The sequence below is a fragment of the Vibrio sp. 1078-1 genome (assembly GCF_033340475.1).
Genome location: NZ_JAWOWM010000007.1, coordinates 20,617 through 46,163 on the forward strand (window position 1 = coordinate 20,617; position 25,547 = coordinate 46,163).

The window sequence follows — 25,547 nt, forward strand, 5'->3', positions numbered from 1 at the left end:
TTTTTATGTGGAACTTAACGTTCTATTGTTTATCCATGGCTCGCTTGATGCAAACGGCAGCGCCGCCCCAAGTGATACCTAAACCAATAACCATCATAATAATTGCGCTGATTGTCATTTTGCTGTCTCCTTGCGGTTCACTGCGTTGATCACTAGACCAAAGATAAAGAGTGCGGCGATAAGTGCCCAGCCTAAAGTTAGATCATAGCCACCGTAGCCTTCAGTAATTAGGGCGTATAGCTTGGTCGCTAAGATAATGGCGAGCATGATTGGTGTAACGAAGCGTAAGCAGATCTCGAACCATTGACCAACAGAGAAATCAGAGCGCTCGTTAACGTAATTACGTACTTCTGGCACGCGCTTCAATAGCCACGCCATCAAGACAATCTCAACCAGACCACCAACCATGATGCCAACGTTGTTTGCAAAGTGGTCTACTAGATCGAGTAGCAGCAGACCGCCATTGGTAGCAAACGCCATAGAGACAACGAAGCCAATACCAATCACAACATTTGCAGCTTTTTTACGGCTCCACTTCAGCTTGTCGATAATGGCTGAAGTTACGGCTTCCATAATTGAAATATGCGAACTTAGACCAGCAACCACCAGTGCAAAGAAGAACAGTGGACCAAGAATATATGGGGCAGGTAGTAGGTTAATTGCCGCAGGTAAAGTAACAAAAGCCAAGCCAACGCCTGCAGATACCACCTCTGTTAACGGCTTACCTTGCTCTTGAGCCATGTAACCCAATACTGAGAAGATCATGATGCCGGCTAGGATCGAGAAGCCACAGTTGATCAACACGGTCATAAACGCGTTATTCGTTATGTCTGACTTTTCTGGTAGGTAGCTAGAGTAAGCTAGCATGATGGCGAAGCCGATACTTAGCGTAAAGAAGATCTGACCATATGCCGCTGCCCATACTTTCACATCCCAAATTTTGCTGAAATCGGGTTCGAACATGTAGTTCACGCCATCTAGAGCTCCTGGCAAGAAAATCATACGTCCGATTAAGAAAATCACCATCAAGAATAGGATTGGCATCATAATTTTAGATGCTCGTTCAATTCCTGATTTCACGCCTTTGGCAATGGCGGTGTAAGTAATTGCCCAAGCAATTACCATGGATAAAGCAATCTTCCATTGAATACTGCCTAAGTCTGTTGGTGAGTTGTCACCTAGCTTTAGGTATTCACTAAAGAAAAATGCGTTGGTATCGGTTCCCCAACCTTGAGTGAACGACAACCCAAAGTAAGAAATCGACCAACCGATAACAGCCACATAGTAAACGGCAATAACTGCAGCCACACCAACTTGGAACCAGCCAAGCCATTCAAATTTAGAATGAATTTTCGCAAGTGTTTTTGGTGCCGAGCCTCGGTATTTTTGTCCCATACTGAACTCAAGGATCATAAATGGAATACCGGCAGTGATCATGGCAAAAATGTAAGGAATAAAAAATGCGCCGCCACCGTTTTCATAGGCCATGTATGGGAAACGCCAAATGTTTCCCAAACCGATAGCAGACCCAACTGCTGCTAAGATGAATCCCGCCCGGGATCCCCATTGTTCTCGCTTCATATTTGACTCCTATAAGACTCCCTGAGGAATGAAGCTCTCTACGTAACACAGTAATAATTGCGCAAATAGTTGGAAGAAAGGACCGCTGTTATCCATCAGCTTTTCTATCCTTAATTCTAACTTCTTATAATTTTATAGAGCTATATTCTGGCTACTGTAAGAGAAAGTAGATTATTAATCTTAAAATTTTGATGTGTGTTTGATAAAACTGAAATATTTATCTGTTTTCACTGATCAGACTAACTTCTAATAATACTTAGCGCAATAGAATCTAAATGTTAATTCAGATGCGTTGTCTGGTTTTAATCTTGTTAAATTTGAGTTTGATTGTGGTTTTATGTGGGTGTGTGGTTGTTTGTCTGGAATAAATGACTGGGATCTAATAATTGCTTTGGTGTTTAAGACTATTTTGATTAATTAGGGCGTACGGCTATCTTTTGTGCACCTATCTAGATGATGCTTCGTTACTTTGCCAAACAATGGTGTTTAGACGATATCCTTTATCGGCTCTGTGCAGGACTCGTTCAGCGTTCTTTGTGACGAGTCCTATAAAGGAACATGCATAAAAATTAGAAGCGGAAACTAAAACCGACATTTGATTGGAATTGGTTCATCCAATCAGTATCGAACTTAATGATACAGTTTGAGCCGTCATTAGGTAGAGTACAGGCGCCAGATGTATCGTTATCAACGACCGTTCCTAACCATCTCAGTTGGGCTGTTAATGCAAAGTTCTTTGAAAATTCATATTCCAGCCCTGCAAAAGCGCTAGCCGAAAATCCGTATTTTTTGTCTACCCAATCCACATCGGCGTAAGAAGCGCCCAAACCTACACCGATATAGGTTTGCCATTTTTCTGCGACAGGATAGTACATGCTGCTTTGGAAGTGCAGATAATGGATATCTGCCGAGTTGGACAGCTTTTCAAGTTCCGTCGATTGATTGGAGTAAAACAATCCGATCCTTCCTTTTTCTAAGGGAGTCTCGACTGAAAGAGCGTAATTCACTGCGGGGTCGAGATCGTATGTATTACCACTTTCATCCTCTACTTGGCCGCCTCCTGTATAGCCTATGTATGGTGTAACGATGATATTCGCTTGTGCATTGATAGCAGTACTCATCATCATGATTCCTACTAGCCAGCTGAGTTTTTGGTTCATGCCCTATCTCCTTATTATGACTAAGCTAATTGTGATGGGTTAGTCAAAATTGCGCGACTAAATTAAGCAAATCTTGAACATATTTCACACCGGTGTTATTAATTTGTTACATATTAAGGAGGTGTTTATGGAACACGATCTAAAATCCGCATTAATCATTGTGGTGACTGTTTTTGCAGTGCTTTTGTCATTTGGCATCATTGCTATTACAACAGCTTAAGATAACCACTTTTACCAAACGTTTTAACAAAACGGCGTGAGCCTATGATACGTAACAGCGGTATAATCACAGAAAGCCATGCAGAGCTTGATGTAAAAGTTTATGAGCACTTTAGGCATGGTAAAACTGCTTTAGTCACGCAAGGTGGAGGGCAGAGAGGGATTTTTACCGCTGGCGTTTTAGACGCCTTTTTACTTTCCAACTTCGATCCTTTCGATGAATTCTATGGCACCTCTGCCGGAGCACTTAACTTATGTTCTTACTTGTGTCGTCAACATGGCATGGGCAAAGCTTTTATTACCGAGCTGACAACGTCTCCTGAATTTTTTAATCTGTTTCGCTATATCCGAAAGCAGCAGTACTTAGGTTTAGAGTGGGCATTAGAACGGATTCAAGATTTCCCATACAAGCTTGACCTTGATTTAGGTCGCAGTGCATTGGGAAAACGAGGGGCGTTTGCTGCGGTAACGAATATAGAGACGCTATCAGATCAATATCTACCAATCTTGGATGACTCGTGGTTTAACACTATGCTAGCGACATGTGCGATTCCCAAGTTATATCACGGACCTGTCGACGTAAATGGCAATAAGTTTGTGGATGGCGGCGTGTCTGCCTCTATCCCTGTTCAAGAAGCGTGGCGTCAGAATGCTCGCAACATTATTGTCATTCGCACAGAGCCGTTTTCAGAGATTGAAGCGAGAGCCCAAAGTGAGGTGGGGGATGTGCCTGTCGAATGGTATCGGGAGTCTATCAACTCAGTACAGCAATCATGGCAGCAAAAAGTGAATCAGTGGAAGCTGGATTGGGCGTCGTTCTTCCAACAAAAAATTAATGCAGCACATCAATCGAAGCTTGCAGGGAAAATGCTGTTAAATGGAGGCCGTTGGTTGTTCGGTGCCGATAACTTGTATCGTTTAAGTCATCTGATTGGTGAGAATTTTGATTCAGGTTTAGCCGACATGCTGATGATTCATTATCAAACATTTGAGCTCACTCAGGCCTTTATATCTGCTCCACCTGACGACACTTTTATTTTACAAGTTGCGCCTAAAGAGGGACTTCGTTCTTCTTCTTTGTTAAGTGACCAAGAGTCACTAGAGCATGACTATCAACTTGGGCTTCAAGCTGGGTTTAACCTAGTTCAACTCTATGACCAGCTGGATGTTGAAATTGATGGTAGAGAGAGTGCATAAACCTTCTTACGTTCACGATGTGCGCAATATACAAAGCATATAAATAAGGCTCCATTTTCGGAGCCTTATTTGCGGGTTCTTGTGGTTAACTCCGGTTAGGTATAACGACTACGCTTGTAGAATGCGCATGCAGTTGGTTGAGCCAACAACATCCATTACATCGCCTTGAGTAATAATGACTAAATCACCTTTGTGCAAGAACCCTTGCTCTTTAAGGCTAGTAATCGCTGCTTGAGCCGTTGGTAAACCCGCATCACTTTTTGACTCGAAATATACAGGTGTCACGCCTCGGTATAATGCTGCTCGATTTAGTGTCGATTCATTCCGTGATAAGGCAAATATTGGCAAGCCAGAGCTTAAGCGAGACATCATCAACGCAGTCCTGCCGGACTCAGTTAACGAGATCATCGCTTTAATTCCTTCCATGTGATTCGCAGAGTACATGGTTGCCATTGCGATGGTTTCTTCAGCGGTTTCGAAGGTTCTATCTAAGCGATAGGTTGATAGACTTGCCTCCGACATTTTTTCTGCCCCCACACATACTTCGGCCATGGATTTGACCGTTTCTACAGGATATTTACCTGCAGCGGTCTCTCCAGAAAGCATCACCGCGTCAGTGCCGTCTAGAACCGCATTGGCCACATCCATCACTTCAGCACGCGTTGGCATTGGGCTAGTAATCATGGACTCCATCATTTGTGTCGCAGTAATCACGATACGGTTTAAACTGCGTGCGCGGCGAATCAGTTTTTTCTGGACACCTATGAGCTCAGGGTCACCGATTTCTACACCAAGGTCACCACGTGCAACCATCACCACATCGGATGCGAGAATAATGTCGTCAATAGACTCATTGGTCGCGACGGTTTCTGCTCGTTCGACTTTAGCCACTAACATGGCTTCAAGGCCTGCATCTCTGGCTAAGCGTCGAGCGTAATGCATGTCTTCGCCGTTACGCGGGAATGAAATAGCAAGGTAGTCTACTTGAATTGCTGCGGCGGTAAGAATGTCGGCTTTATCTTTCTCTGTGAGCGCATCGGCTGACAATCCGCCGCCTTTTTTGTTGATCCCTTTATTGTTGGACAGTGGACCACCGACAATCACACGGGTATGAACTTTATTACCCTCTACTTTGGTAACTTGCAGCTGAACGCGTCCATCATCGAGTAATAAAATGTCATTTGGTGAAACATCTTGCGGTAGTTCTTTATAATCTAACCCTACAGATTCTTGATTGCCTTCACCTTTTGGTAAATCACTATCTAATGTGAATTTATCGCCCACATTCAAAATGACTTGGCCGTCTTTAAACGTTGATACGCGGATTTTAGGGCCTTGTAAGTCACCAAGAATTGCAACCTGACGCCCAAGTCTTGCTGCAATGGTACGGACTTTGTTCGCACGTTGAATGTGGTCTTCACTGGTTCCATGTGAAAAATTCATACGGACAACGTTTGCACCGGCTTTGATGATCTCCTCAAGTATATTGTCCTTATCCGTTGAAGGACCCAGCGTAGTGACAATTTTTGTTCGTCTTAATTTGGAAGTCATAGATTCTCCGATGAATGTGTGTGTACAGGTAACTTGAACTCTATCCTTACTTTACGCAATCGCTCTCAAGGTTAGCCTCGCTTAGCCCACACCTTAAAGCTACTTGAATATAAGTATATGCACAGAATGTTTACATTAAGAGTAACCCCGGTAAAACAGACAGATATTCGACAGGCAATGGCCTTATTGATAAAAATACGCTGCTTTAAAGGCATTACTTCATAATTTAGTGAATAAAAATAAGTTATTTTTCAAACAATTTAACAGGAGTAGATTCTTCGTTATTTGATTGAATACACAAACAAACAGGTTTATACGTGATGCTTGTCACGGGGATTTATTAATTCACTTCACAATTAGTTCGCAAAGTAAAAAAATTGTCCCGTTATAGAATTTCGGAGTGCAAGATGTACATGGCTCAACCGGGCCATATTGATCATATCAAACAGGTCAATGCTGGTCGTGTATATAAACTAATTGACCTAAAAGGTCCTATTTCTCGAATTGATTTGTCCAAGCAGAGTGAGCTTGCTCCTGCTAGTATCACCAAAATCACTCGAGAATTAATTGAAGCGCACTTGATTCATGAAACGACAGTACAAGAAGCGACGAGTCGTGGTCGACCTGCTGTCGGTTTGCAGGTCAATAATGAAGGCTGGCAATTTTTGTCAATGCGTTTGGGGCGGGGTTATTTAACCATTGCTTTGCATGAGTTAGGCGGTGATGTACTGATCGATACTAAAATCGAGATACACGAGCTTGATCAAGACGATGTGCTTGAGCGCCTGCTTTACGAAATTGATGAATTCTTTCAGACTTACGCGGATCAACTTGATCGTGTTACCAGTATTGCCCTTACGCTGCCTGGTCTCGTGAACTCAGAGCAAGGTGTCGTTTTGCAGATGCCTCATTACAATGTCGAAAATCTTGCTCTTGGACCAGAGATATACAAAGCAACGGGCTTGCCAGTTTTCATTGCCAATGACACGCGAGCTTGGGCATTAGCAGAAAAGCTTTTTGGTCATTCTCAAGATAATGACAACTCCGTTCTTATCTCTATCCACCACGGTTTAGGTGCGGGCATCATTCTGGATGGGCGCGTTTTGCAAGGCCGTCACGGTAACATTGGTGAACTCGGGCATATTCAAATTGACCCAAATGGAAAACGTTGTCATTGCGGCAATATAGGCTGTTTGGAAACCGTTGCCAGTTCTCAGGCAATTCGTGAAGAAGTCGTAAGACGAATCGCTGATGGCGAAGACTCTATTCTTGCTAAACAAGAGGAAATGAGTATTGAGAGCATTTGTGAAGCCGCTGCAAACGGTGATCCTTTGGCCGTCGATGTGATTGAAAAACTTGGACGCTACTTAGGCTCTGCAATTGCTATTGTGATCAACTTATTTAACCCTGAGAAAATCTTGATCGGTGGTGTGATTAACCAAGCAAAAGATGTGCTTTATCCTGCGGTTCGTCGCTGTATCGAAGAACAGAGTTTACCTGTTTATCACCAAGATCTTGAGCTGGTGGAGTCTCGTTTCTATAAGCAAGCCACAATGCCTGGTGCCGCGTTGATTAAGCAAGCGTTGTACGATGGTCAACTATTGATGAAGGTTGTGGAAGGTTAAGTACTTTTTAACATGATGATGTGCCTGGCTGTTGAGACTGCATTTGTAGGTGATTTAGGGTGAGACTTAACGGCTCACCCTTTTTGATCGCCTATTACTAGAAAGGGAATTTGAGTTATGTTGCATTGCTATATCTGCGCCATTCATGTAATTTCCTAAAAAGCTCAAGTAAATAAACAAAATGGCTTTCAATGTGCTGCGTGACTTTGCGTCTGATGCAAAGAGAAGTAATACGCTAAAACTGTTGTACTTTAAAGCTGTGCTCGAAAAGCCAAATATTTTAAGGTTATTTGGTTATATAACCTTGCTGTGTCTGTACTGATTTCGAGTAAAATAAGAATTATCCATAATTTAGGTAGTAGTATGTCCGGAGTGTTAAATACGGTTGACCAGCGTACAAACTTGGTTGGTGAAAATCGACTAGAGCTTCTGCTGTTCACTTTAAATAGTCGCCAATTATTTGCGATTAATGTGTTCAAAGTGAAAGAGGTCATCAAGCTTCCGCCGTTAACCAAGCTCCCAGGATCGCACTACAATATTCGTGGGGTTGCTTCTCTACGAGGTGAAGCGGTACCAGTGATTGATTTACGAGGCGCAATTGGTTTTCCTGCTTTACGTGGTGAAGCGGAAGAAGAAAATTTGATCGTGACAGAGTACAACCGCACGGTGCAGGGCTTCTTAGTCGGTCCGGTTAAAAACATTATTAATACGGCATGGACTGAAATTCAGCCGCCTCCTTCCACGTCTGGTCGCTCGAATTACCTCACGGCTATCACGCAAATCAAAGAGGGGGATGCCTCTCAAATTGTCGAAATTATTGACGTTGAAAAAGTTTTAGCAGAGATCGTGCATTACGACGTGACTATCTCGGAGGACATTCTCGATCAAGAATTGGCCCAAGCAATGGTCGGGCGTAATGTTCTGATTGTGGATGATTCCTCTACAGCTCGTAATCAAGTTCGCGATACGCTTTCTCAATTAGGTATGAATATCATCGAGTGTCGTGACGGGCTAGAAGCGTTAACGGTTTTAAAACGTTGGTGTGATGAAGGTAAAGATGTAGAAAAAGAGCTATTGATGATGATTACGGATGCTGAAATGCCTGAAATGGACGGTTATAAACTGACCCATGAAGTGCGCCAAGATCCACGTATGTCTAAGTTGTTTATCACATTGAACACTTCTCTGAGCGGTAGTTTTAATGAAGCCATGGTACAAAAAGTAGGTTGTGATCGTTTTATCTCTAAATTCCAACCAGATCTGTTGGTTGAAGTTGCTCAAGACCGGTTACGCCAGATGCTTTCTAAAAGTGCATGATTAGATCTAGTGAAACCAGAGGGAGCGCACCTCTCTCTGATTTTTAACATCTCTCTCCTTAATTCCTCTGTACTAATGGAAATCCCGAGATTTACTTTGTAGATTGTTCAAGTAGTGCGTGCAATCAATCAACTTACCAGCAATGACGTGCGTGACTTCTCCCTCTCTTTCAAGAATGCCTTTCACCATTAATACTTTAGCGCCTAAATACGCTTGCTTTTGGGCTCGTGCTGTAGCTTGCCAAACGACCACATTAATGTTGCCCGTGTCATCTTCTAACGTAAAAAATGTCACGCCAGCGGCGGTGCCTGGAGATTGTCTTCCTGTTACCACACCTACCACTGTGACCAGTGACTTATGCGGTTTCTCTGTCAGTTGCCTCATGCGGGTAAAGTGAGGGAGTTTGCCCGTTTCTTCTAATAATTTAATTGGATGGCGGCTAAGAGATAGTCCCGTGCTTGCGTAATCCTCAATTAAATTTTCATATTCAGAGGGTTGAGTCTGGTAGCTAACATTGGGTTCTTCGACCTTGTGAAACAATGGTAGGTCAGATAAGGAATCCATTGCTGCCCAGCGAGCGTTATAACGATTTCCCGATAAGGCCTGAAATGCATTGGCTGAAGCCAATAATTCAATGTCACTTCGGCTTCTTAATATCTGCTTTACTTCTTGAATCGATCGGTAACCATTAAGTGGTTTGCGCTCAATAAGCCTTTGTGCGCTTTCTGCGTTAAAGCCTTTCACCAAGCGAAAACCAAGTTGCACGCCGAGCCTGCCATTCGGACGTGAGACGAGATGATGTTGATATTTTGAATGATTGACGCACACCGGCAATACTTCGACGCCATGTCGGCGAGCATCTTGTACTAATTGCGATGGGCTATAAAATCCCATTGGTTGGCTGTTCAATAATGCAGTGTAAAATTCGGCTGGGTAATAATATTTTAACCATGCAGAACAATATGCCAGCACTGCGAAAGACGCTGAATGACTTTCAGGGAAGCCGTACTCACCAAAGCCGCAAATCTGATCGAAAATGCGCTCAGCAAACGCTAAGTCATAACCTCTCTCTTGCATACCATTGATCAGTTTTGGTCTGAATTTAGCGAGATCGCCATTCTTTTTCCATGATGCCATCGCTCGACGGAGTTGATCGGCCTCGCCGCCGCTAAACCCTGCGGCTACCATGGCTAGCTTGATGACTTGCTCTTGGAAAATAGGGACGCCCATAGTCCGCTCCAGAACGCTTTTTACTTCTTCCGATGGATAACTGACAGGCTCTTTGTGATCTCGTCGTTTTAAAAAAGGATGCACCATATCACCCTGAATAGGGCCTGGACGAACAATTGCAATTTGAATCACTAAGTCGTAATAACAAGCAGGCTTTAGGCGAGGAAGCATGCTCATTTGTGCACGAGATTCAATTTGGAATACGCCTATCGTGTCAGCTTTTTGGATCATGCGGTACACGTGTGGATCATCTTGTCGGCGAGTGATCTCGGAAATCGAGAGGGATCGCTGGTGATGTTTCTCGACCAGTTGAAAGCACTTTTTGATGGCGTTTAACATGCCGAGTGCGAGTACATCGACTTTTAGTAGCTTCAAGCTTTCTAAATCGTCTTTATCCCATTGAATGATAGTGCGATCTTCCATCGAGGCATTTTCAACAGGTACCAACTCATATAAAGGGCCAGATGAAATTACAAAGCCACCTACGTGCTGAGATAAATGGCGTGGGAAGCCAATGATCTCGTTGACCAATTGGATAAACTGCTGCCCTTTGAGAGATTCTGGTTGTAAGCCAAGTTCAATAATTTGAGCTTGCCAGCCTTGGCTGCGATCTCGGCGATTAACGTTCTTAATGAAAAAATCTAATTGGGTCTCTTCAATCCCTAGTGCTTTACCGACTTCACGCACGGCACTTTTAAAGCGATAGCTGATCACTGTTGCAGCAAGTGCTGCACGCTCACGACCATATTTTTTGTAAATATACTGGATAACTTCTTCACGGCGCTCGTGTTCAAAGTCCACATCAATATCCGGCGGTTCCTTACGTTCTTTACTGATAAATCGTTCGAATAAGACAGCGATTTGTCGAGGATCGACGGCGGTAATTTCCAGGCAATAACACACTACAGAGTTTGCAGCGGAACCTCGCCCTTGGTAAAGAATACCTTGCTGTTTCGCAAACATTACGATGTCGTGAATAGTAAGGAAGTAGTAGTGGTATTTAAGCTCTTGAATAAGCGCCAGTTCATTCTCGATGGTTTGATTGACTTCTGCTGGCACGCCTTCAGGAAAACGCAGCTTTTTACCACGTTCGACCAACATACGTAAGTAAGAGTCGGGTGTATAACCATCTGGGATCAGCTCGGTAGGATATTCGTATTTTAAATCGGAGAGCTTAAACTCGCATAAATCGGCGATGTAAGTACTTTCTTCCAGCCATTCTGGTTTGTAAATCCGAATCAACTTTTTAAAAGGACGAAGCGCTCGCTCAGTATTCGAAATACGGTCAAAACCGAGTTTATCGACGCTACACCCATGTTTTATAGCAGTAAGTACATGCTGTAATGGCAAGCGTTCAACATCATGCATGAGAACGCCTCCGCAGGCAGTTATAGGTAATTGAAATTCATGTGCTAACTGCTCGCAGTGCGCAATGTACTCAGTATCGTTGTTACTCAAATGGCGCTGAATCGCTACCCACAAACGATTAGCGTGGTGTTGATTGAGCCAGCGCCCCCAATAGTGATCACTCTCTTGATGTGTGGGCAGCCACAATACCAAACAATGTCGAACCGACATCAAATCCCATTCGAACAGTTGATAGTTGCCTTTTTCACTGCGTCTCCTTGCGTTTGTGATGATACGACACAACTCGGCATAAGCCTTGCGACAAGGGCAAAGCAGTACGATTTGGCATTCATCATTTAACCAAAACATACTTCCAACGATTTGTTTGATATCGAGTTTATGTTGTTCGATGGTTGCATGGGCTTTGACAACGCCCGCGACTGAACATTCATCCGTTATAGCTAGAGCTTGATAGCGATAGAAAGCAGCTTGGAGTACCAGCTCTTCTGCATGAGAAGCCCCAGTCAAAAAAGAGAAGTTAGACTGACAAAATAGTTCCGCGTAACTCATAATGACCCAACAAAAATAACTGTCGATTTAACAAAAATAGCCATGAAGAAACCAGTGCTTGTGCTGATCGCGAAATATCCATAACCAGCGGCCTTGCTTGGTGTGTGCAATGTAGTAATCACGCATGATCTCATCACCATCCCACCACCCAGAAACTATTCGCTCAGGTCCGTGGACCAAAGAAACTTGCTCTTGCAATACAATGGGAGTCGGTAATTGCATTGCTGGGCGTAGTATGGATGGTATGGCGTGCCCCTTTTCATCCGGAGCATCAGCAGGGCGATACTGACTGGCCTTTTCTGGTCTAGGATCGCAAGCAATATTGGGTTTTAAAACGGCACTTTTTCCCAATTTAGCTTGCAGTAAAGAGAGCAGCTCTAAAGCATTCATGTTTCCTTTCTGCCCAGCAAAGAGATCGCGTGATGCACTAAGAGGCTCACCTTGACGGATGACTTTTAACGTTAGCCCTGTGACTGGGCCATTAAGCGAGAGTGATTCTAAGCTTAAACTCGCTAACTGTTGCCAACGCTGACATAGGTAATCACCTTGCGCAGAAGTGAGTTGAAGGTGTTGCTCTTGTTTCTCACGCTGGTGGAGTGTTAAACACAGTTCAAAAGCGACCTTATCTCTTAATTTTAGAAAGGTTTCGAGTTGACGAAGTAATTTGGTCAACGGCTTTTTAATCCACTGAACGTTTTCGATCTCAAACAAGAGCTCTAAATAAACTTGGAAGGATTCGGTAGGGTGATAAAAGTCGACAGGGTGTTTAAACTGCCCAGTCAGTCGACCAACGTAGTTCACCAAATCGATATCAAAGCGTCGTGCGATGTCTTGCAATGGCAGTTCAAGCAGGTTTTGCAATGTGGTGACGCCTACACGTTGTAACTTCTCTACGGTAGCGTTTGATAAATCTGTCAGTTTTAACGGTAGTGGTGATAAAGCTTTTTGTATGGCAGATTTGTCTTCACTGATGACGTTCGCTCCTGATATTGCCATCAATTTGGCAGCAAAAGGCGAAAAACCACATCCGAATTGAAAACTCAGTTTCAGCTCCGATAAGTGAGCTCTGACTTTATTCCAATAGTTTTCAAGCCCTTCATACAGAGCGAGCATTGGAGTAGCACGCAGCAAAATACCTTGGTTTGGCATCAACACAACGTCAGATGTGATCAAATACAGCCATTGAGCAATTTCTTGTAACTTGCTCAATTCGGTGTGCGGATGATAAGGATGCACTTGTAAATCTCGACACAAGGACGCAGCACTGCCTAGGCCCATACCAGGCTTAATGCCTTGTTGTTCGGCAATCTCGTTGTATTGAAGAATCTGGCAACGTTGGCTTTCGACAATCACCACGGGTTGTTCTTGGTTATCACCAAAGAGTGCGTCTAGCTGCAGGCGAGGGAAGTGCAAGTAAATCCACAGAGCCATATCACTAACCTTGGTTCGCCAGTGGGAAATTGACCACAGTCGAGTGCACAGTTTCAGATGATGGTTTCACCAGTTGCGGGTAATGGTGTTGGAAGCCGATACTAACGCTACCTCTATTCCAGCCTCCTTTCCTTTTCAGCACTTCAACATTAATCCCTTGCTCGTCGCCTTTCAGTTTTAAACTGAGTGACACAGGCAAAGACAAGCGGTTGATAGTATCTGTTTTAAGCATAAAGAGAGGGCAACTCCCTTGTTCACTTGCTACCTGTAAGCGTTTCACTTGATGTATTTCAAGCTCTTCTTGCCATAACAAAACATTACTGCATACCCCACTTTTCAGACATTGCTCTGCAGCCCAAAGAGCATCTTTGGGGTGAGTTGGAGTAACAACCCACACTTGGTTTATATCCAACCCGATGTAGTGTAAAAACAGAGAATTCACTAGCGCAGGTGGTTGAATAAATGCGGTCATACCATTGGTCTGAGTGGCTTTTAAATAGGGAGCGAGCAAACGCAATTCACCAATACTACCAATAGATTCCATCTCCACTACGCCATGAGGTGGAAAGCCTCCGCCGAGCAAATCATCTAATTCAGAAAAACCGGAACTAGTCTGCAACTGCTGAGGATCTGCTTTCGTTAAATTTGCTTGCCAAACAAGGTGTTGGCTTTTTAAGTTCTGAATAATATCTTGCATAATAAATACCTGTATATATGTACAGTATATTTCTGTGGGAGAAAGTCGCAAGATTTTTATGAAGAGAGAAATGAAAAAAGGCAGCGTTTGCTGCCTTTTCAATCGATTATGTGAGGTAACCTGAATGAGTTATTTACGCTTCGGTTGAGCGTCGATGCACTGACCGTTCACATCGGTAACCGCAGGATCCATTAAGTGCAAATATAGCGGCATGATATCCAGTGGCGTTTTGAGAGTATTCGCATCTTCACCCGGATATGCTTTTTCACGCATGCGAGTACGAGTGGCACCAGGGTTAATTGCGTTAACGCGGATCGGTGTATCACTCAGCTCGTCAGCTAAAACTTGCATCATGCCTTCTACGGCAAATTTAGAGATAGCGTATGGCCCCCAGAATGCGCGGCCAGAGTGGCCGACAGTTGAAGAGGTAAAGATAATACGCCCAGCTTCTGATTTACGCATCACAGGCAGTAATGCTTGAGTCATTAGCACTTCGGCTTTCACGTTGATCTGCATGATATCGTCGAAGTCTTCCTCTTTGATTTGATCAAATGGACACAGCGAACTCAAGACACCTGCGTTGTGTAATAGACCATCCAAGCGACCAAACTGTCCTTCGATTGTCTCTGCCATATCAATGTAATTCTGCTGAGTTGCACCCTTGAGATCCAATGGAATGATAGCTGCTTGTGGATAGCCAGCAGCTTCAATCTCATCATAGATAGATTCAAGGTTTTGCACATTTCTACCCAAGAGAATAACAGTTGCACCGTGCTCGGCATAAGAAAGCGCGGCTTGACGGCCGATGCCATTACCAGCGCCAGTAACAAGAATGACTTTACCTTTTAGAGCATCAGCTGAAACGGAGTAGTTCACGGCGATAAATCCTTATTATTGTAAGAGGGTCCATGATAGTTAATTGACGCTAAAAAACGCCTGTTTCTCAATGGAAAATCTTGGTAATCGTGACAAGATGGTTACAATACACCAATTCATGTGTTATACCAATTCCAGAACTTTCGTTAGGTATGCTATCAATCAGAACAAGTGGTTACAAACCGCGCTGCCTTCTCGCTGATGTTTCTGCGTAACATACTAACATCATCTGAAATGAGATAAAGGAGCTCTCGTTGGAATTTTTATTAGATTATGGTCTGTTTCTGGCCAAAATTATCACGGTGGTTGCTGCGATAATTGTTCTGCTCATTATTGCAAAATCGGCTGGTGGCAAATCGGGTGCGGCGAAAGGGGAGTTAGAGATTACCAACCTTTCAGAGCAACACAAACAATCTGTTGAGCAGTTAGAGCATCATTTGCATGACGATGCTTTCATCAAGGCTCGAGATAAAGCCGTCAAGAAAGAAGAAAAAGAGAAGAACAAATCTCGCGAGAAAGAAATCAAACAAGCGAGCAAAGACGGTTCATTAGATAGCAAGCGTGAACCACACCTATTTGTTCTTGATTTCAACGGTAGCATAGACGCAAAAGAAGTCGCGTCTCTACGTGAAGAAATCACCGCTATTTTGGCTGTCGCACGTGAAGGTGATGAAGTGTTACTTCGCTTAGAGTCTGGCGGTGGTATGGTTCATGGTTACGGCCTTGCCTCTTCTCAACTGGACCGAATCAAAGCTGCGGGTCTTCCTCTGACCATCTCTGTTGACAAAGTTGCGGCAAGTGGCGGTTACATGATGGCATGTGTAGCAGATAAAATTGTTTCTGCACCATTTGCAATTGTGGGTTCTATTGGCGTTATCGCACAAATTCCTAACTTCAACAAACTGTTGAAGAAACATGACATTGAGTACGAACAACTAACAGCGGGTGAATATAAACGCACGCTAACGATGTTCGGTGAGAATACCGATAAAGCGCGCGATAAGTTTAAGCAAGAACTTGAAGAAACACATGTCTTGTTTAAAGACTTCATTCGTGAGCGTCGTCCTAGTTTGGACCTAGACAAAGTAGCCACTGGTGAGCACTGGTTCGGTACACAAGCGAAAGAGCTTGGTTTGGTGGATGACATTAGTACATCTGATGATATCGTTGTTGCGGCATGCAAAGATAAAACTGTACTTTCTGTGCATTATGTACAAAAGAAAAAACTGGCCGACAAGCTAGCAGGTGTGGCGGGTAAAGTCGCTGATAGTGTGATTTTAAAGTTAGCTGAGCGTGGTCAAAATCCGATTGTTTAATCGAGCTTAAGTTCATGACATTTAAAACGGCGAGGGCGGAAGCTCTCGCCGTTTTTGTTGAACTTTATGTTTATTGATGAATCCAATTACGCATTAGGTGTAATGCTTTACACGACATTTTTCCTCGCTCCAAAGACTGATTACCCGTATAATGTGCGCCTCGAAAACCGAGCAAATTGCTGAAAAGAAACTATTGGTGGAGAAGAACATGTCCTCTCAAACTCCGGTTGTAACCGTAGATGGACCTAGTGGTGCAGGTAAAGGCACTTTATGTATGTTGCTGGCGAAAAAATTGGGTTTCCAACTCTTAGATTCTGGCGCAATTTATCGTGTACTTGCACTCGCTGCGATTCACCACGGTGTCGACACCGAGTCAGAAGATGCTCTTGTCCCACTAGCAACACACCTAGACGTTCAATTTATCGCGGAAGGTGACTTAGTTAAGGTCATTCTAGAAGGCGAAGACGTGTCAGGGGAGCTTCGTAAAGAAGAAACGGGTATGGCAGCATCTAAAGTTGCGGCTTTGCCACGTGTTCGTGAAGCATTACTACGTCGTCAGCGTGCATTTGAGACCGCTCCGGGTCTGGTTGCTGATGGTCGTGATATGGGCACAATTGTATTCCCGAGTGCGCAAGCAAAAATCTTCCTTGATGCGAGTGCTGAAGAGCGTGCAAATCGACGCCTTAAACAGTTGCAAGAGAAAGGGTTAGATGTTAGATTTGCTGACCTTTTAAGCGAGATCCAAGAGCGTGACGACCGAGATCGTAACCGCCCAGTGGCGCCATTACGCCCTGCTGAGGATGCGCTTGTGCTAGATTCTACGTCGATGACTATCGACGAAGTAGTAGAAAAGGCACTACAATATATCGAATCGAAGCTAGCTGAGTAATAATACTCGACTAGGCTAAGAGCGTTGGTCGCAAGGATGATGACTGGCGAATTTAATAACCCCATGCGGTAGGATACCCGTGGAAGTTTAATTTATTGAAGATTAATTAAATGACTGAATCTTTTGCTCAACTCTTTGAAGAGTTTCTAAACGAAACAGAATTCCAACAAGGCAGCATCGTTAAAGGTACTGTAGTAGCTATCGAGAACGGTTTCGTTCTTGTTGACGCTGGTCTTAAGTCTGAATCTGCTATCCCTGCTGAACAGTTCAAGAACGCTGCTGGCGAACTTGAAGTTGAAGTTGGCGCTGAAGTAGACGTAGCTCTAGACGCTGTTGAAGATGGTTTCGGTGAAACTCAACTTTCTCGTGAGAAAGCTAAGCGTCACGAAGCTTGGATTGTACTTGAGAAAGCTTACGAAGAAGCTGAAACTGTTGTTGGTATCATCAACGGTAAAGTTAAAGGCGGTTTCACTGTTGAACTAAACGGTATCCGTGCCTTCCTTCCTGGCTCTCTAGTAGACGTACGTCCAATCCGCGACACTGCTCACCTAGAAAACAAAGAGCTAGAGTTCAAAGTTATCAAACTTGACCAAAAACGTAACAACGTAGTTGTTTCACGTCGTGCAGTTATCGAATCAGAGAACAGCGTTGAGCGTGACGAGCTTCTAGAAACTCTACAAGAAGGTTCTGAAGTTAAAGGTATCGTTAAGAACCTTACTGACTACGGTGCGTTCGTTGACCTAGGTGGCGTTGACGGTCTTCTACATATCACTGATATGGCTTGGAAGCGCGTTAAGCACCCATCTGAAATCGTTAACGTTGGTGACGAGATCCAAGTTAAAGTTCTTAAGTTCGACCGTGAGCGTACTCGCGTATCACTAGGTCTTAAGCAACTAGGCGAAGATCCATGGGTAGCAATCGCTAAGCGTTACCCAGAAGGTCACAAACTAACTGGTCGCGTAACTAACCTAACTGACTACGGCTGCTTCGTTGAAATCGAAGAAGGCGTTGAAGGTCTAGTTCACGTTTCAGAAATGGATTGGACTAACAAGAACATCCACCCTTCTAAAGTTGTTAATGTTGGCGACGAAGTTGAGGTTATGGTTCTTGAAATCGACGAAGAACGTCGTCGTATCTCTCTAGGTCTGAAACAGTGTAAAGCTAACCCATGGCAGTCATTCGCTGAAGCACAAGCTAAAGGCGACAAAGTTACTGGTAAGATCAAGTCTATCACTGACTTCGGTATCTTCATCGGTCTAGAAGGCGGCATCGACGGTCTAGTTCACCTATCTGACATTTCTTGGAATGTTGCTGGCGAAGAAGCTGTACGTGAGTACAAGAAAGGCGACGAGATCTCTGCAGTTGTTCTAGCAGTAGACGCTGAGCGTGAGCGCATCTCTCTAGGCATCAAGCAAATGGAAAATGACCCATTCAATGCTTACGTTGCTGACAACAAGAAAGGTGTTCTAGTTAACGCTACTGTAACTGCTGTTGACGCTAAAGGCGCTACTGTTGAAATCGCAGAAGGCGTTGAAGGTTACATCCGTGCTTCTGAAGTATCACGCGATCGCGTAGAAGATGCTTCTCTAATCCTAAGCGCTGGTGATGTTGTTGAAGCGAAGTTCACAGGTGTAGACCGTAAGAACCGCGTAATCAACCTATCTATCAAAGCTAAAGACGAAGCTGACGAGCAAGAAGCAATGGCATCTATCAACAAGCAAGATGACAATGCATTCGGTAACGCAATGGCTGACGCTTTCAAAGCTGCTAAAGGCGAATAATATACTCGCTTAAGCAAAAAAGGAGCCGCAAGGCTCCTTTTTTATATTTGGTCATATTTAAGTAGTAATACTAATGACAGTAAACTATCTTAATAAAAGGCATTTCTTCATTGCGCATTTTGCATAAAATTTGTCTAGAATTGTCAGCAAGTGTTTGTTGGAATTAGTATTACTTACTATAATAAGTGATAAAGATACTCAAAGAGGGCAACTATGACTAAGTCTGAACTGATTGAAAGACTCTGCGCTGAGCAAACACACTTATCAGCGAAAGAGGTAGAGGATGCTGTAAAAGATATTTTAGAGCACATGGCCTCTACACTAGAGAGCGGTGACCGTATCGAGATCCGTGGCTTTGGTAGTTTTTCTCTTCATTACCGCGAGCCTCGCGTAGGTCGTAACCCTAAAACGGGCGATAAAGTGGAATTGGAAGGTAAATACGTTCCACATTTCAAACCTGGTAAAGAACTTCGTGAGCGTGTAAATATTGGTTAATGCACTCTTATTAGTTTGAAAAAAGCGGCATACGTTTGTGTATGCCGCTTTTTTGTAATGTATCCAAGTTAGTCATACATCCAAGATCGTTTACTAATCTAATTGTGGATTCAGCTGTTTTCTTTGCTGCTTTCTATACCCAAATAACTTTAACTTCTAAGCATGTCTACAAACTAAGCATCTTGAGGTTACTTGGGTATAGATTATTGCTAATATACGTAGTCTGAAGAAGCATTTTCCTGCATAATCTTACCGACTTACTCCTAGAAGGGTGATGTAACATGAAAATTATAAAAATCGTTGCTGTTTTAGCTCTCTTTTTAATTGCATTGGCGTTAGGTTCCCAAAACCAAGAGCTCGTGACTTTTAACTATCTTCTAGCAAAAGGAGAGTTCCACTTATCTACGCTATTAGGTGTAGTATTTGTGGTTGGCTTTGCTTTAGCGTGGGTTATATTTGGTAGCATCCAACTGAAAACTCAGCTACAGGTCCGTCGTTTAAAGAAAAAACTGAAAAAGTACGAACCAACTGAATCAAACAACGCTGCTGATAAGCCAGCCATTGAAAAACAGGCATAAGGATAAGGCTTAACTTTAATGCTTGAACTACTCTTCTTGTTGTTGCCTATAGCTGCTGCGTATGGCTGGTATATGGGGCATCGCAGCGCTCAGCAAGACAAGCAGAAGCAATCTCATCAAATCTCTCGTCAGTATATGACGGGTCTTAATCTGCTGCTCTCTGACCAATCAGATAAGGCTGTCGATCACTTTATTGAATTGCTCCAAGTTGATAACGAGACCATCGATACTCACCTTGCGTTGGGTAACCTGTTCCGGTCTCGTGGTGAAGTCGACCGCGCAATCAGAATTCACCAAAATCTTATTTCTCGTTCAGGCTTAACACTGGACCAAAAGAACCTCGCCCTTCAACAGTTAGCGAAAGACTACATGGTCTCTGGTTTTCTTGATCGTGCAGAGAAAATCTTCGAACAGTTAGTCGAAGAGCCAGATTACAAAGAGGCGGCTCTTCAACAATTAGTGACCATTTATCAGCAAACACGAGAATGGGAAAAGGCGATTTATTACGCGAACCAATTGGCTAAGCTAGGTAATAAACGCTCAAGGATGCGTGCAAATATTGCCCATTTTTGGTGTGAAATAGCCATGCTCGACCAAGCTGATGGGAATACTAATAAGGCAATACAGCATTTTAAAAAAGCGTTAGCGGAAGACCCGAAGTGTGTTCGAGCAAGTATTGCTTTGGGACGAATTTACCTAGAGTCTGAAGACTATAAGTACACCATCAAATATCTGACGGGGGTACTTGAGCAAGATAAAGACTTTATCAGTGATGTCTTGCCAACTATTGCAGAATGCTATCATCATCTGGGTCAGGAAGATGAACTTGTCGAGTTTCTGAGAGCTTGTATTGATAAGAAAGCAGGCGTATCAGCCGAGTTGATGTTGGCTCAATTAGTTGCTCATCACGAGAACGTTGGGGCTGCTCAAGAGTTACTGACGAAACAATTGCTGAAAAACCCAACCATGAAGGGCTTCTACCGTTTAATTGACTACCACATTGCAGAAGCAGAAGATGGTCGAGCGAAAGACAGCCTATCAACACTACAAGCGATGGTGGGTGAACAGTTAAAAGTGAAACCGCATTACCGATGCCGGAAGTGTGGATTTTCTACCCATTCCCTTTATTGGCATTGTCCGTCCTGTAAAGGATGGGGGACGATCAAGCCAATCCGCGGATTGGATGGTGAATAATTCTTAATGCAGCTGGCAGAGTTTCTGTCCGCTGCATTTTTTTAACTTTTTATTTAATAAGAACCAAAACAGTTAGGAGATGAAATGATCGACCAAAAAGTTATTGTCGCACTGGATTATGATAACCAAGCAGATGCACTTGCGTTTGTAGATAGAATTGATCCTGCGTCATGCCGACTAAAAGTTGGCAAGGAGATGTTTACGCTATTTGGTCCTGATTTTGTACGTGAACTCCATAAACGTGGTTTCTCGGTATTCCTAGATTTAAAATTTCACGATATTCCAAACACCTGTTCGAAAGCAGTTCGCGCTGCGGCTGAAATGGGTGTATGGATGGTGAACGTACACGCGAGCGGTGGTGAGCGTATGATGACGGCATCACGTGAAATTCTTGAGCCATATGGTAAAGATCGTCCACTTCTTATCGGTGTAACGGTACTAACCAGTATGGAACAAAGTGATTTAGCTGGTATTGGTTTGAATGTTGCGCCTCAGGAGCAAGTGATTCGTCTAGCAACCTTGACCAAAAACGCGGGCTTAGATGGTGTCGTATGTTCAGCGCAAGAGTCCTCACTACTGAAGAGCGAACTAGGCCAAGAATTTAAATTAGTGACCCCTGGTATTCGACCTGCTGGTTCAGAACAAGGTGACCAACGCCGTATCATGACGCCAGTAGACGCTATCCAATCAGGTTCAGATTATCTTGTGATTGGTCGCCCTATCACTCAAGCGTCAAATCCTGCAGAAGTGCTGAAGTCGATCAATGAGAGCTTATCTAAAATGTAAGCACTGTCTCGATTGTATGGAGAAAAGTGAGGCTAAGATGCCTCACTTTTTATATCGAATGAAAATACTGATCGCGGTAAACAACCATTCCTTTTAACCAGCTATGTCTGATCATTTACTCGCTGTAACTGGTATATCGGGGCCAATTGAGATAAAGGTTCTGCGGTTTATTCTGAGTAAAGTAGGGCTTGGTACTATGCTGATCACACTTTTGTAACATAACTCACTGTGATGCCTCGAAAATGCAATCATGTGTTATTGATGGCTTGCGTTACAAATATCTAAAGAATACTATGGCGAAGATGCATTCACTGCGTTGTAAGGTCTAGGATGACCTAGTGAAACTCTTTGAAATTAATATAGAAGCTGGCAGGACGTCACTTCATATTACGTTCCTATTATTTCCTATCTGCGTATTTTAAATCGCAGCTTTCTGTGAGCTTTCACACGCTGTCTTCCTTGTTACGACCTTAGTGCGCAAACACAACAAGGAAGAAACATGACTAAAAAACTGCCATTTTCAGTACTAGCAACACTGACCGCTGCCAGTTTTCAACTGAGTGCGGCAGAATTGCCAGCTGATATCGAATGGATTTCAAACAACAACGAACCTCTATTTGCCTCTGAAGAAGCGGTACGAGGTGGCACCTATCGCACTTACATTCAGAGCTTTCCGCAAACATTACGAAGTGTTGGTCCAGATGCGAACTCAGGTTTGCGCCAATACTTAATGGATGGTTCACCAAAACTGGCTCAGCGTCATCCAAATACTGGCAAATGGATCCCTCAACTTGCTAAGTCATGGGCATTTGGAGAGGACAACAAAACCGTATTCTTTAAACTCGACGAAACGGCCGAGTGGTCAGATGGTGAAAAAATTACAGCAGATGATTACGTCTTTATGATGAAGTACTACACGTCAAAAGACATTATCGACCCGTGGTATAACGACTTCTTCACAAACAGTATTGTGAGTGTTGAAAAAATTGATGACTACACGATCAAAGTCAATCTTGCTGTAGCTCAAAGTCATGACTCACTTATGGTTATGATTAACATGCCAAGTAATGGTTTTCAGCCTCGTCCTGAACACTTCTTTGAAGGAGAAAAGGACGCAAATAACGATGGCATGCCTGATAACTTCGTCAGAAAGTTTAACTTTAAATCTGAGCCAACCGCAGCGCCTTACTACATTGATCAAGTGAAGAAAGGTAAGAGCGTGACATTCAAACATGTCGGTGAAGATTGGTGGGGATACAACAACCGCTACTATAAAAACCGTTATAACGTTGAAAAGGTTCGCATTAAGGTGATTCGCGATCCTGATATTGCCATGAAGCACTTTGAGAAAGGCAACTTAGACTACTTTGAGATGGTGCTACCAAGCTTTTGGCATGACAAAACCAATAGTGATGTGTACAAAAAAGGCTATATCCAAAAGTACTGGGGCTTTAACGAAGCACCGCAAGGAGCAGGTGGTCTTTGGATGAACACAGCGATGCCGATGTTGGATAACCTAGAAGTGCGTAAAGGTGTTATGGCAGCCACTGACTATGACGGCATGATTGAAAACATCATGCGTGGAGATTATTCACGTAAACCGCATGGACTCGGCTTTGGTCATGGCGAATACGATGATCCTAACAATACACCGCCAAAGTTTGATGCTGATGCGGCGGTTAAACACTTCGAAAAAGCGGGCTTTGACAAAGTGGGCGCAGATGGTATTCGTATTAACGACAAGGGCCAACGCTTGAGCTTTGCTATCACCTATGGATACAACTCTTGGACACCGCGTATTGCATACCTGAAAGAGCAAGCGAAACTTGCTGGTCTTGAGTTCACGTTAAACTTGGTGGATGGCTCATCTGCGTTTAAATACATTCTTGAGAAAAAGCATCAGCTAGCGTTTTTGAATATGGGCTCTGGTGAGATCCCTGCGTATTGGGAATACCTACACTCGGATAATGCAAATCGACCACAAACGAATGCTCACACCAACTACAGCAGCCCTGAGCTAGACAAGTTAATTGAAGCGTATGATTCTGAGTTTGATCAGGAAAAGCGTTACGACTTGTCGCATCAAATCCAAAACTATGTCAGCAAAGCGAACATCATCGTTCCTGGCTACATGGTGCCTTATTCTCGAGTTGCTCATTGGCGCTGGGTTAAAATTCCTAAAAACGGCATGACAAAAGCGACAGAATGGGTGCTTCATCCAATGGATATCGGTAATTTCTGGATTGATAACCAAGTAAAAGAAGAGACAGAAGAAGCGATGGACGAGGGTAAAACCTTCCCAGAACTAACGGTAATTGATGATCGTTACAAATTGTAAATCAGTAGTTTAGATAGAAAATGATAGCCCCGATAATGAATTTTATCGGGGCTTTCTTTTTTACTTAATAAGGTAAGACACTTCTAAAAGGTAGGTTTTTGCATCACCAAGCAAAGAGAACGCTCTATCGATGGTTTTAAATCGATCATCAAGCGAGTCGCTGGATATCAGCTGGCTGAATGTTTGCAACGAAAAAGCTTCGTTTGCTTTGAAGAACTGATGTACGTTTTCAAGCTGAACTTTATGAATATGCTCCACCTTATTTAGGGCGGTGGTTAAATCGGAAATGTTAATCGACATTGCTACTCGGGAACCTTATCAATAAGACCTATATGAGGTCATAGAGTGGGGTTTTATATTTTGCGACAGAGAGTAACACCGAAGAGCAATTTATAGTCTGATGAAGATCAATTTGCCTTATTTAAGCATCTGTAACGCGACACTAGACGTGTGCCTAGAGCTAGTACACGTTACAACGCTTGAATATAGGCTAGGGTTTCACCTGATCAAAAGTAAAAGCCAAGTCCGACTAAAAGCCCTTGAGAAGCTGTATCATATTCAAATACTCCCTCATTTTTGTAATCAACCCAGGTCGACTTGTAAGCTAAGTTGAGATCAGACCATTCGTTAAAACGATAACGAACACCAGTTTGAATGGCATAAGTGAAGTGAGTATCGTTGCCAAGTCCGGCGTCGATGCTGGCATGAAATCGCCAGTTTTCGCTCAATTCATCAATGAGTCGCAAGCCAACTAAAAAATCGACCCAATCTTCTTGTAATGACAGTCTATCTTCTAGTACCCGGTTATCATTACGATACAGCTTGCCGGTGATGTCATTGTCCCACCAACGTAATCCAAACATATAATCCAGTTTACCAAATGAATATTGTTCGCGTTGGAATGCCTTTGCTTCTAGAACACCTTGCCGTATTTCGATGTCCGCACGATAACGAGCGTTAGGCAGAGCGCCCTTGATATTATTAACATCACCACTTAAGTTCATGAAACTATAATCTATGTAGTAGCCCCACTTACTTTGGTAAATACTCTCGAATCGCAACATCGCCCCAATATCGAGGTGGTCTACGATGAACTTAGGATCGACATCCACCTCTGATGAAAAGCGACCAATACTGGTATCCCCGTGGATATTCAGTCCTAGCATGTACACTTCTATGCTATTTCGCCAACGAGATTCTTGTGTCTCGGCTGAGAGCGCTACTGATGTAGGTAATACAAGAATGAGTGAGGAGAGTGATAGCAGGTTACATGGTTTCATCCAATTTCCTTTTCGGCTTTTCGTCAGCTTTCAGCTTAGTAGAAGTCGCTACACTCTGCATAAAAAAGGGAAGCAACTTGCTTCCCTGT

General features: G+C 43.4%; 22 protein-coding genes. 12 read left to right on the top strand and 10 right to left on the bottom strand.

What is annotated here, in order from left to right; all coding sequences use genetic code 11:
* Positions 1–22: 22 nt before the first annotated feature.
* From R7190_RS14610 to R7190_RS14620, 3 genes are all read right to left on the bottom strand, one after another.
* Positions 23–118, bottom strand: coding sequence for a MetS family NSS transporter small subunit (locus tag R7190_RS14610; RefSeq protein WP_005372963.1), 96 nt, complete (start codon positions 116–118; stop codon positions 23–25).
* A complete protein-coding gene (locus R7190_RS14615) occupies positions 115–1,581 on the bottom strand; it encodes a sodium-dependent transporter (protein WP_005372966.1) in 1,467 nt (488 codons plus the stop codon). The genes R7190_RS14610 and R7190_RS14615 overlap by 4 nt, the downstream gene beginning before the upstream one ends.
* A 569-nt stretch (positions 1,582–2,150) precedes the next feature.
* A complete protein-coding gene (locus R7190_RS14620) occupies positions 2,151–2,741 on the bottom strand; it encodes an outer membrane protein (protein ID WP_005372968.1) in 591 nt (196 codons plus the stop codon).
* Positions 2,742–2,868: 127 nt separating this feature from the next.
* On the opposite strand from R7190_RS14620, the gene R7190_RS14625 reads away from it, so the two are divergent.
* Both R7190_RS14625 and R7190_RS14630 read left to right on the top strand, forming a co-directional pair.
* Complete coding sequence (locus R7190_RS14625; protein ID WP_005372970.1) at positions 2,869–2,961, top strand: YnhF family membrane protein; 93 nt, start codon at positions 2,869–2,871, stop codon at positions 2,959–2,961.
* 44 nt (positions 2,962–3,005) lie between these two features.
* Entirely contained in the window at positions 3,006–4,157 is a 1,152-nt protein-coding gene (locus tag R7190_RS14630; RefSeq protein WP_005372971.1) for a patatin family protein, read from the top strand.
* Between the two features lie 108 nt (positions 4,158–4,265).
* Here the strand turns inward: R7190_RS14630 and pyk are convergent, their stop codons facing one another.
* Positions 4,266–5,708: a pyruvate kinase gene (pyk, locus tag R7190_RS14635; protein ID WP_005372972.1), complete on the bottom strand. Its 1,443-nt coding sequence runs from the start codon at positions 5,706–5,708 to the stop codon at positions 4,266–4,268.
* Between the two features lie 407 nt (positions 5,709–6,115).
* On the opposite strand from pyk, the gene R7190_RS14640 reads away from it, so the two are divergent.
* Both R7190_RS14640 and R7190_RS14645 read left to right on the top strand, forming a co-directional pair.
* Positions 6,116–7,333, top strand: coding sequence for an ROK family protein (locus tag R7190_RS14640; protein WP_005385828.1), 1,218 nt, complete (start codon positions 6,116–6,118; stop codon positions 7,331–7,333).
* A 363-nt stretch (positions 7,334–7,696) separates the two neighbouring features.
* On the top strand, positions 7,697–8,650 hold the full coding sequence (locus R7190_RS14645) for a chemotaxis protein CheV (protein ID WP_005372976.1): 954 nt from the start codon (positions 7,697–7,699) through the stop codon (positions 8,648–8,650).
* A gap of 72 nt (positions 8,651–8,722) precedes the next feature.
* On the opposite strand, the gene R7190_RS14650 is transcribed toward R7190_RS14645, so the two are convergent.
* The 4 genes from R7190_RS14650 to R7190_RS14665 form a co-directional block, all read right to left on the bottom strand.
* Positions 8,723–11,797: an error-prone DNA polymerase gene (locus tag R7190_RS14650; protein WP_025767229.1), complete on the bottom strand. Its 3,075-nt coding sequence runs from the start codon at positions 11,795–11,797 to the stop codon at positions 8,723–8,725.
* 27 nt (positions 11,798–11,824) lie between these two features.
* Positions 11,825–13,228, bottom strand: a complete 1,404-nt coding sequence (locus R7190_RS14655; RefSeq protein WP_033905737.1) for a Y-family DNA polymerase — start codon at positions 13,226–13,228, stop codon at positions 11,825–11,827.
* Between the two features lie 4 nt (positions 13,229–13,232).
* Positions 13,233–13,925: a translesion DNA synthesis-associated protein ImuA gene (gene imuA / locus R7190_RS14660; protein WP_186584799.1), complete on the bottom strand. Its 693-nt coding sequence runs from the start codon at positions 13,923–13,925 to the stop codon at positions 13,233–13,235.
* 129 nt (positions 13,926–14,054) lie between these two features.
* Positions 14,055–14,801: a YciK family oxidoreductase gene (locus tag R7190_RS14665; RefSeq protein ID WP_005372980.1), complete on the bottom strand. Its 747-nt coding sequence runs from the start codon at positions 14,799–14,801 to the stop codon at positions 14,055–14,057.
* Between the two features lie 254 nt (positions 14,802–15,055).
* Between R7190_RS14665 and sohB the strand changes: the two genes are divergently transcribed.
* The 8 genes from sohB (at position 15,056) to R7190_RS14705 (ending at position 24,178) form a co-directional block, all read left to right on the top strand.
* Positions 15,056–16,117, top strand: a complete 1,062-nt coding sequence (gene sohB / locus R7190_RS14670; protein ID WP_186584801.1) for a protease SohB — start codon at positions 15,056–15,058, stop codon at positions 16,115–16,117.
* A gap of 208 nt (positions 16,118–16,325) precedes the next feature.
* Positions 16,326–17,006 carry a (d)CMP kinase gene (cmk, locus tag R7190_RS14675; protein WP_021033981.1) on the top strand — a complete coding sequence of 227 codons (681 nt, stop codon included), beginning with the start codon at positions 16,326–16,328 and terminating at the stop codon, positions 17,004–17,006.
* A gap of 110 nt (positions 17,007–17,116) precedes the next feature.
* On the top strand, positions 17,117–18,787 hold the full coding sequence (gene rpsA, locus R7190_RS14680) for a 30S ribosomal protein S1 (protein WP_005385817.1): 1,671 nt from the start codon (positions 17,117–17,119) through the stop codon (positions 18,785–18,787).
* Between the two features lie 213 nt (positions 18,788–19,000).
* Entirely contained in the window at positions 19,001–19,282 is a 282-nt protein-coding gene (gene ihfB, locus R7190_RS14685; RefSeq protein ID WP_005385816.1) for an integration host factor subunit beta, read from the top strand.
* 281 nt (positions 19,283–19,563) lie between these two features.
* Positions 19,564–19,860, top strand: coding sequence for a LapA family protein (locus tag R7190_RS14690; RefSeq protein WP_005376663.1), 297 nt, complete (start codon positions 19,564–19,566; stop codon positions 19,858–19,860).
* Positions 19,861–19,878: 18 nt separating this feature from the next.
* On the top strand, positions 19,879–21,054 hold the full coding sequence (gene lapB, locus R7190_RS14695) for a lipopolysaccharide assembly protein LapB (protein WP_186584803.1): 1,176 nt from the start codon (positions 19,879–19,881) through the stop codon (positions 21,052–21,054).
* 84 nt (positions 21,055–21,138) lie between these two features.
* Complete coding sequence (pyrF, locus tag R7190_RS14700) at positions 21,139–21,840, top strand: orotidine-5'-phosphate decarboxylase (protein WP_017821659.1); 702 nt, start codon at positions 21,139–21,141, stop codon at positions 21,838–21,840.
* Positions 21,841–22,339: 499 nt separating this feature from the next.
* Positions 22,340–24,178: an extracellular solute-binding protein gene (locus R7190_RS14705; protein WP_005376669.1), complete on the top strand. Its 1,839-nt coding sequence runs from the start codon at positions 22,340–22,342 to the stop codon at positions 24,176–24,178.
* Positions 24,179–24,238: 60 nt separating this feature from the next.
* Here the strand turns inward: R7190_RS14705 and R7190_RS14710 are convergent, their stop codons facing one another.
* On the bottom strand, positions 24,239–24,478 hold the full coding sequence (locus tag R7190_RS14710; RefSeq protein ID WP_033905728.1) for a hypothetical protein: 240 nt from the start codon (positions 24,476–24,478) through the stop codon (positions 24,239–24,241).
* Positions 24,479–24,684: 206 nt separating this feature from the next.
* Positions 24,685–25,458 (bottom strand): hypothetical protein, encoded by a 774-nt coding sequence (locus R7190_RS14715; protein WP_005385811.1) that lies wholly within the window; start codon positions 25,456–25,458, stop codon positions 24,685–24,687.
* Positions 25,459–25,547 lie beyond the last annotated feature (89 nt).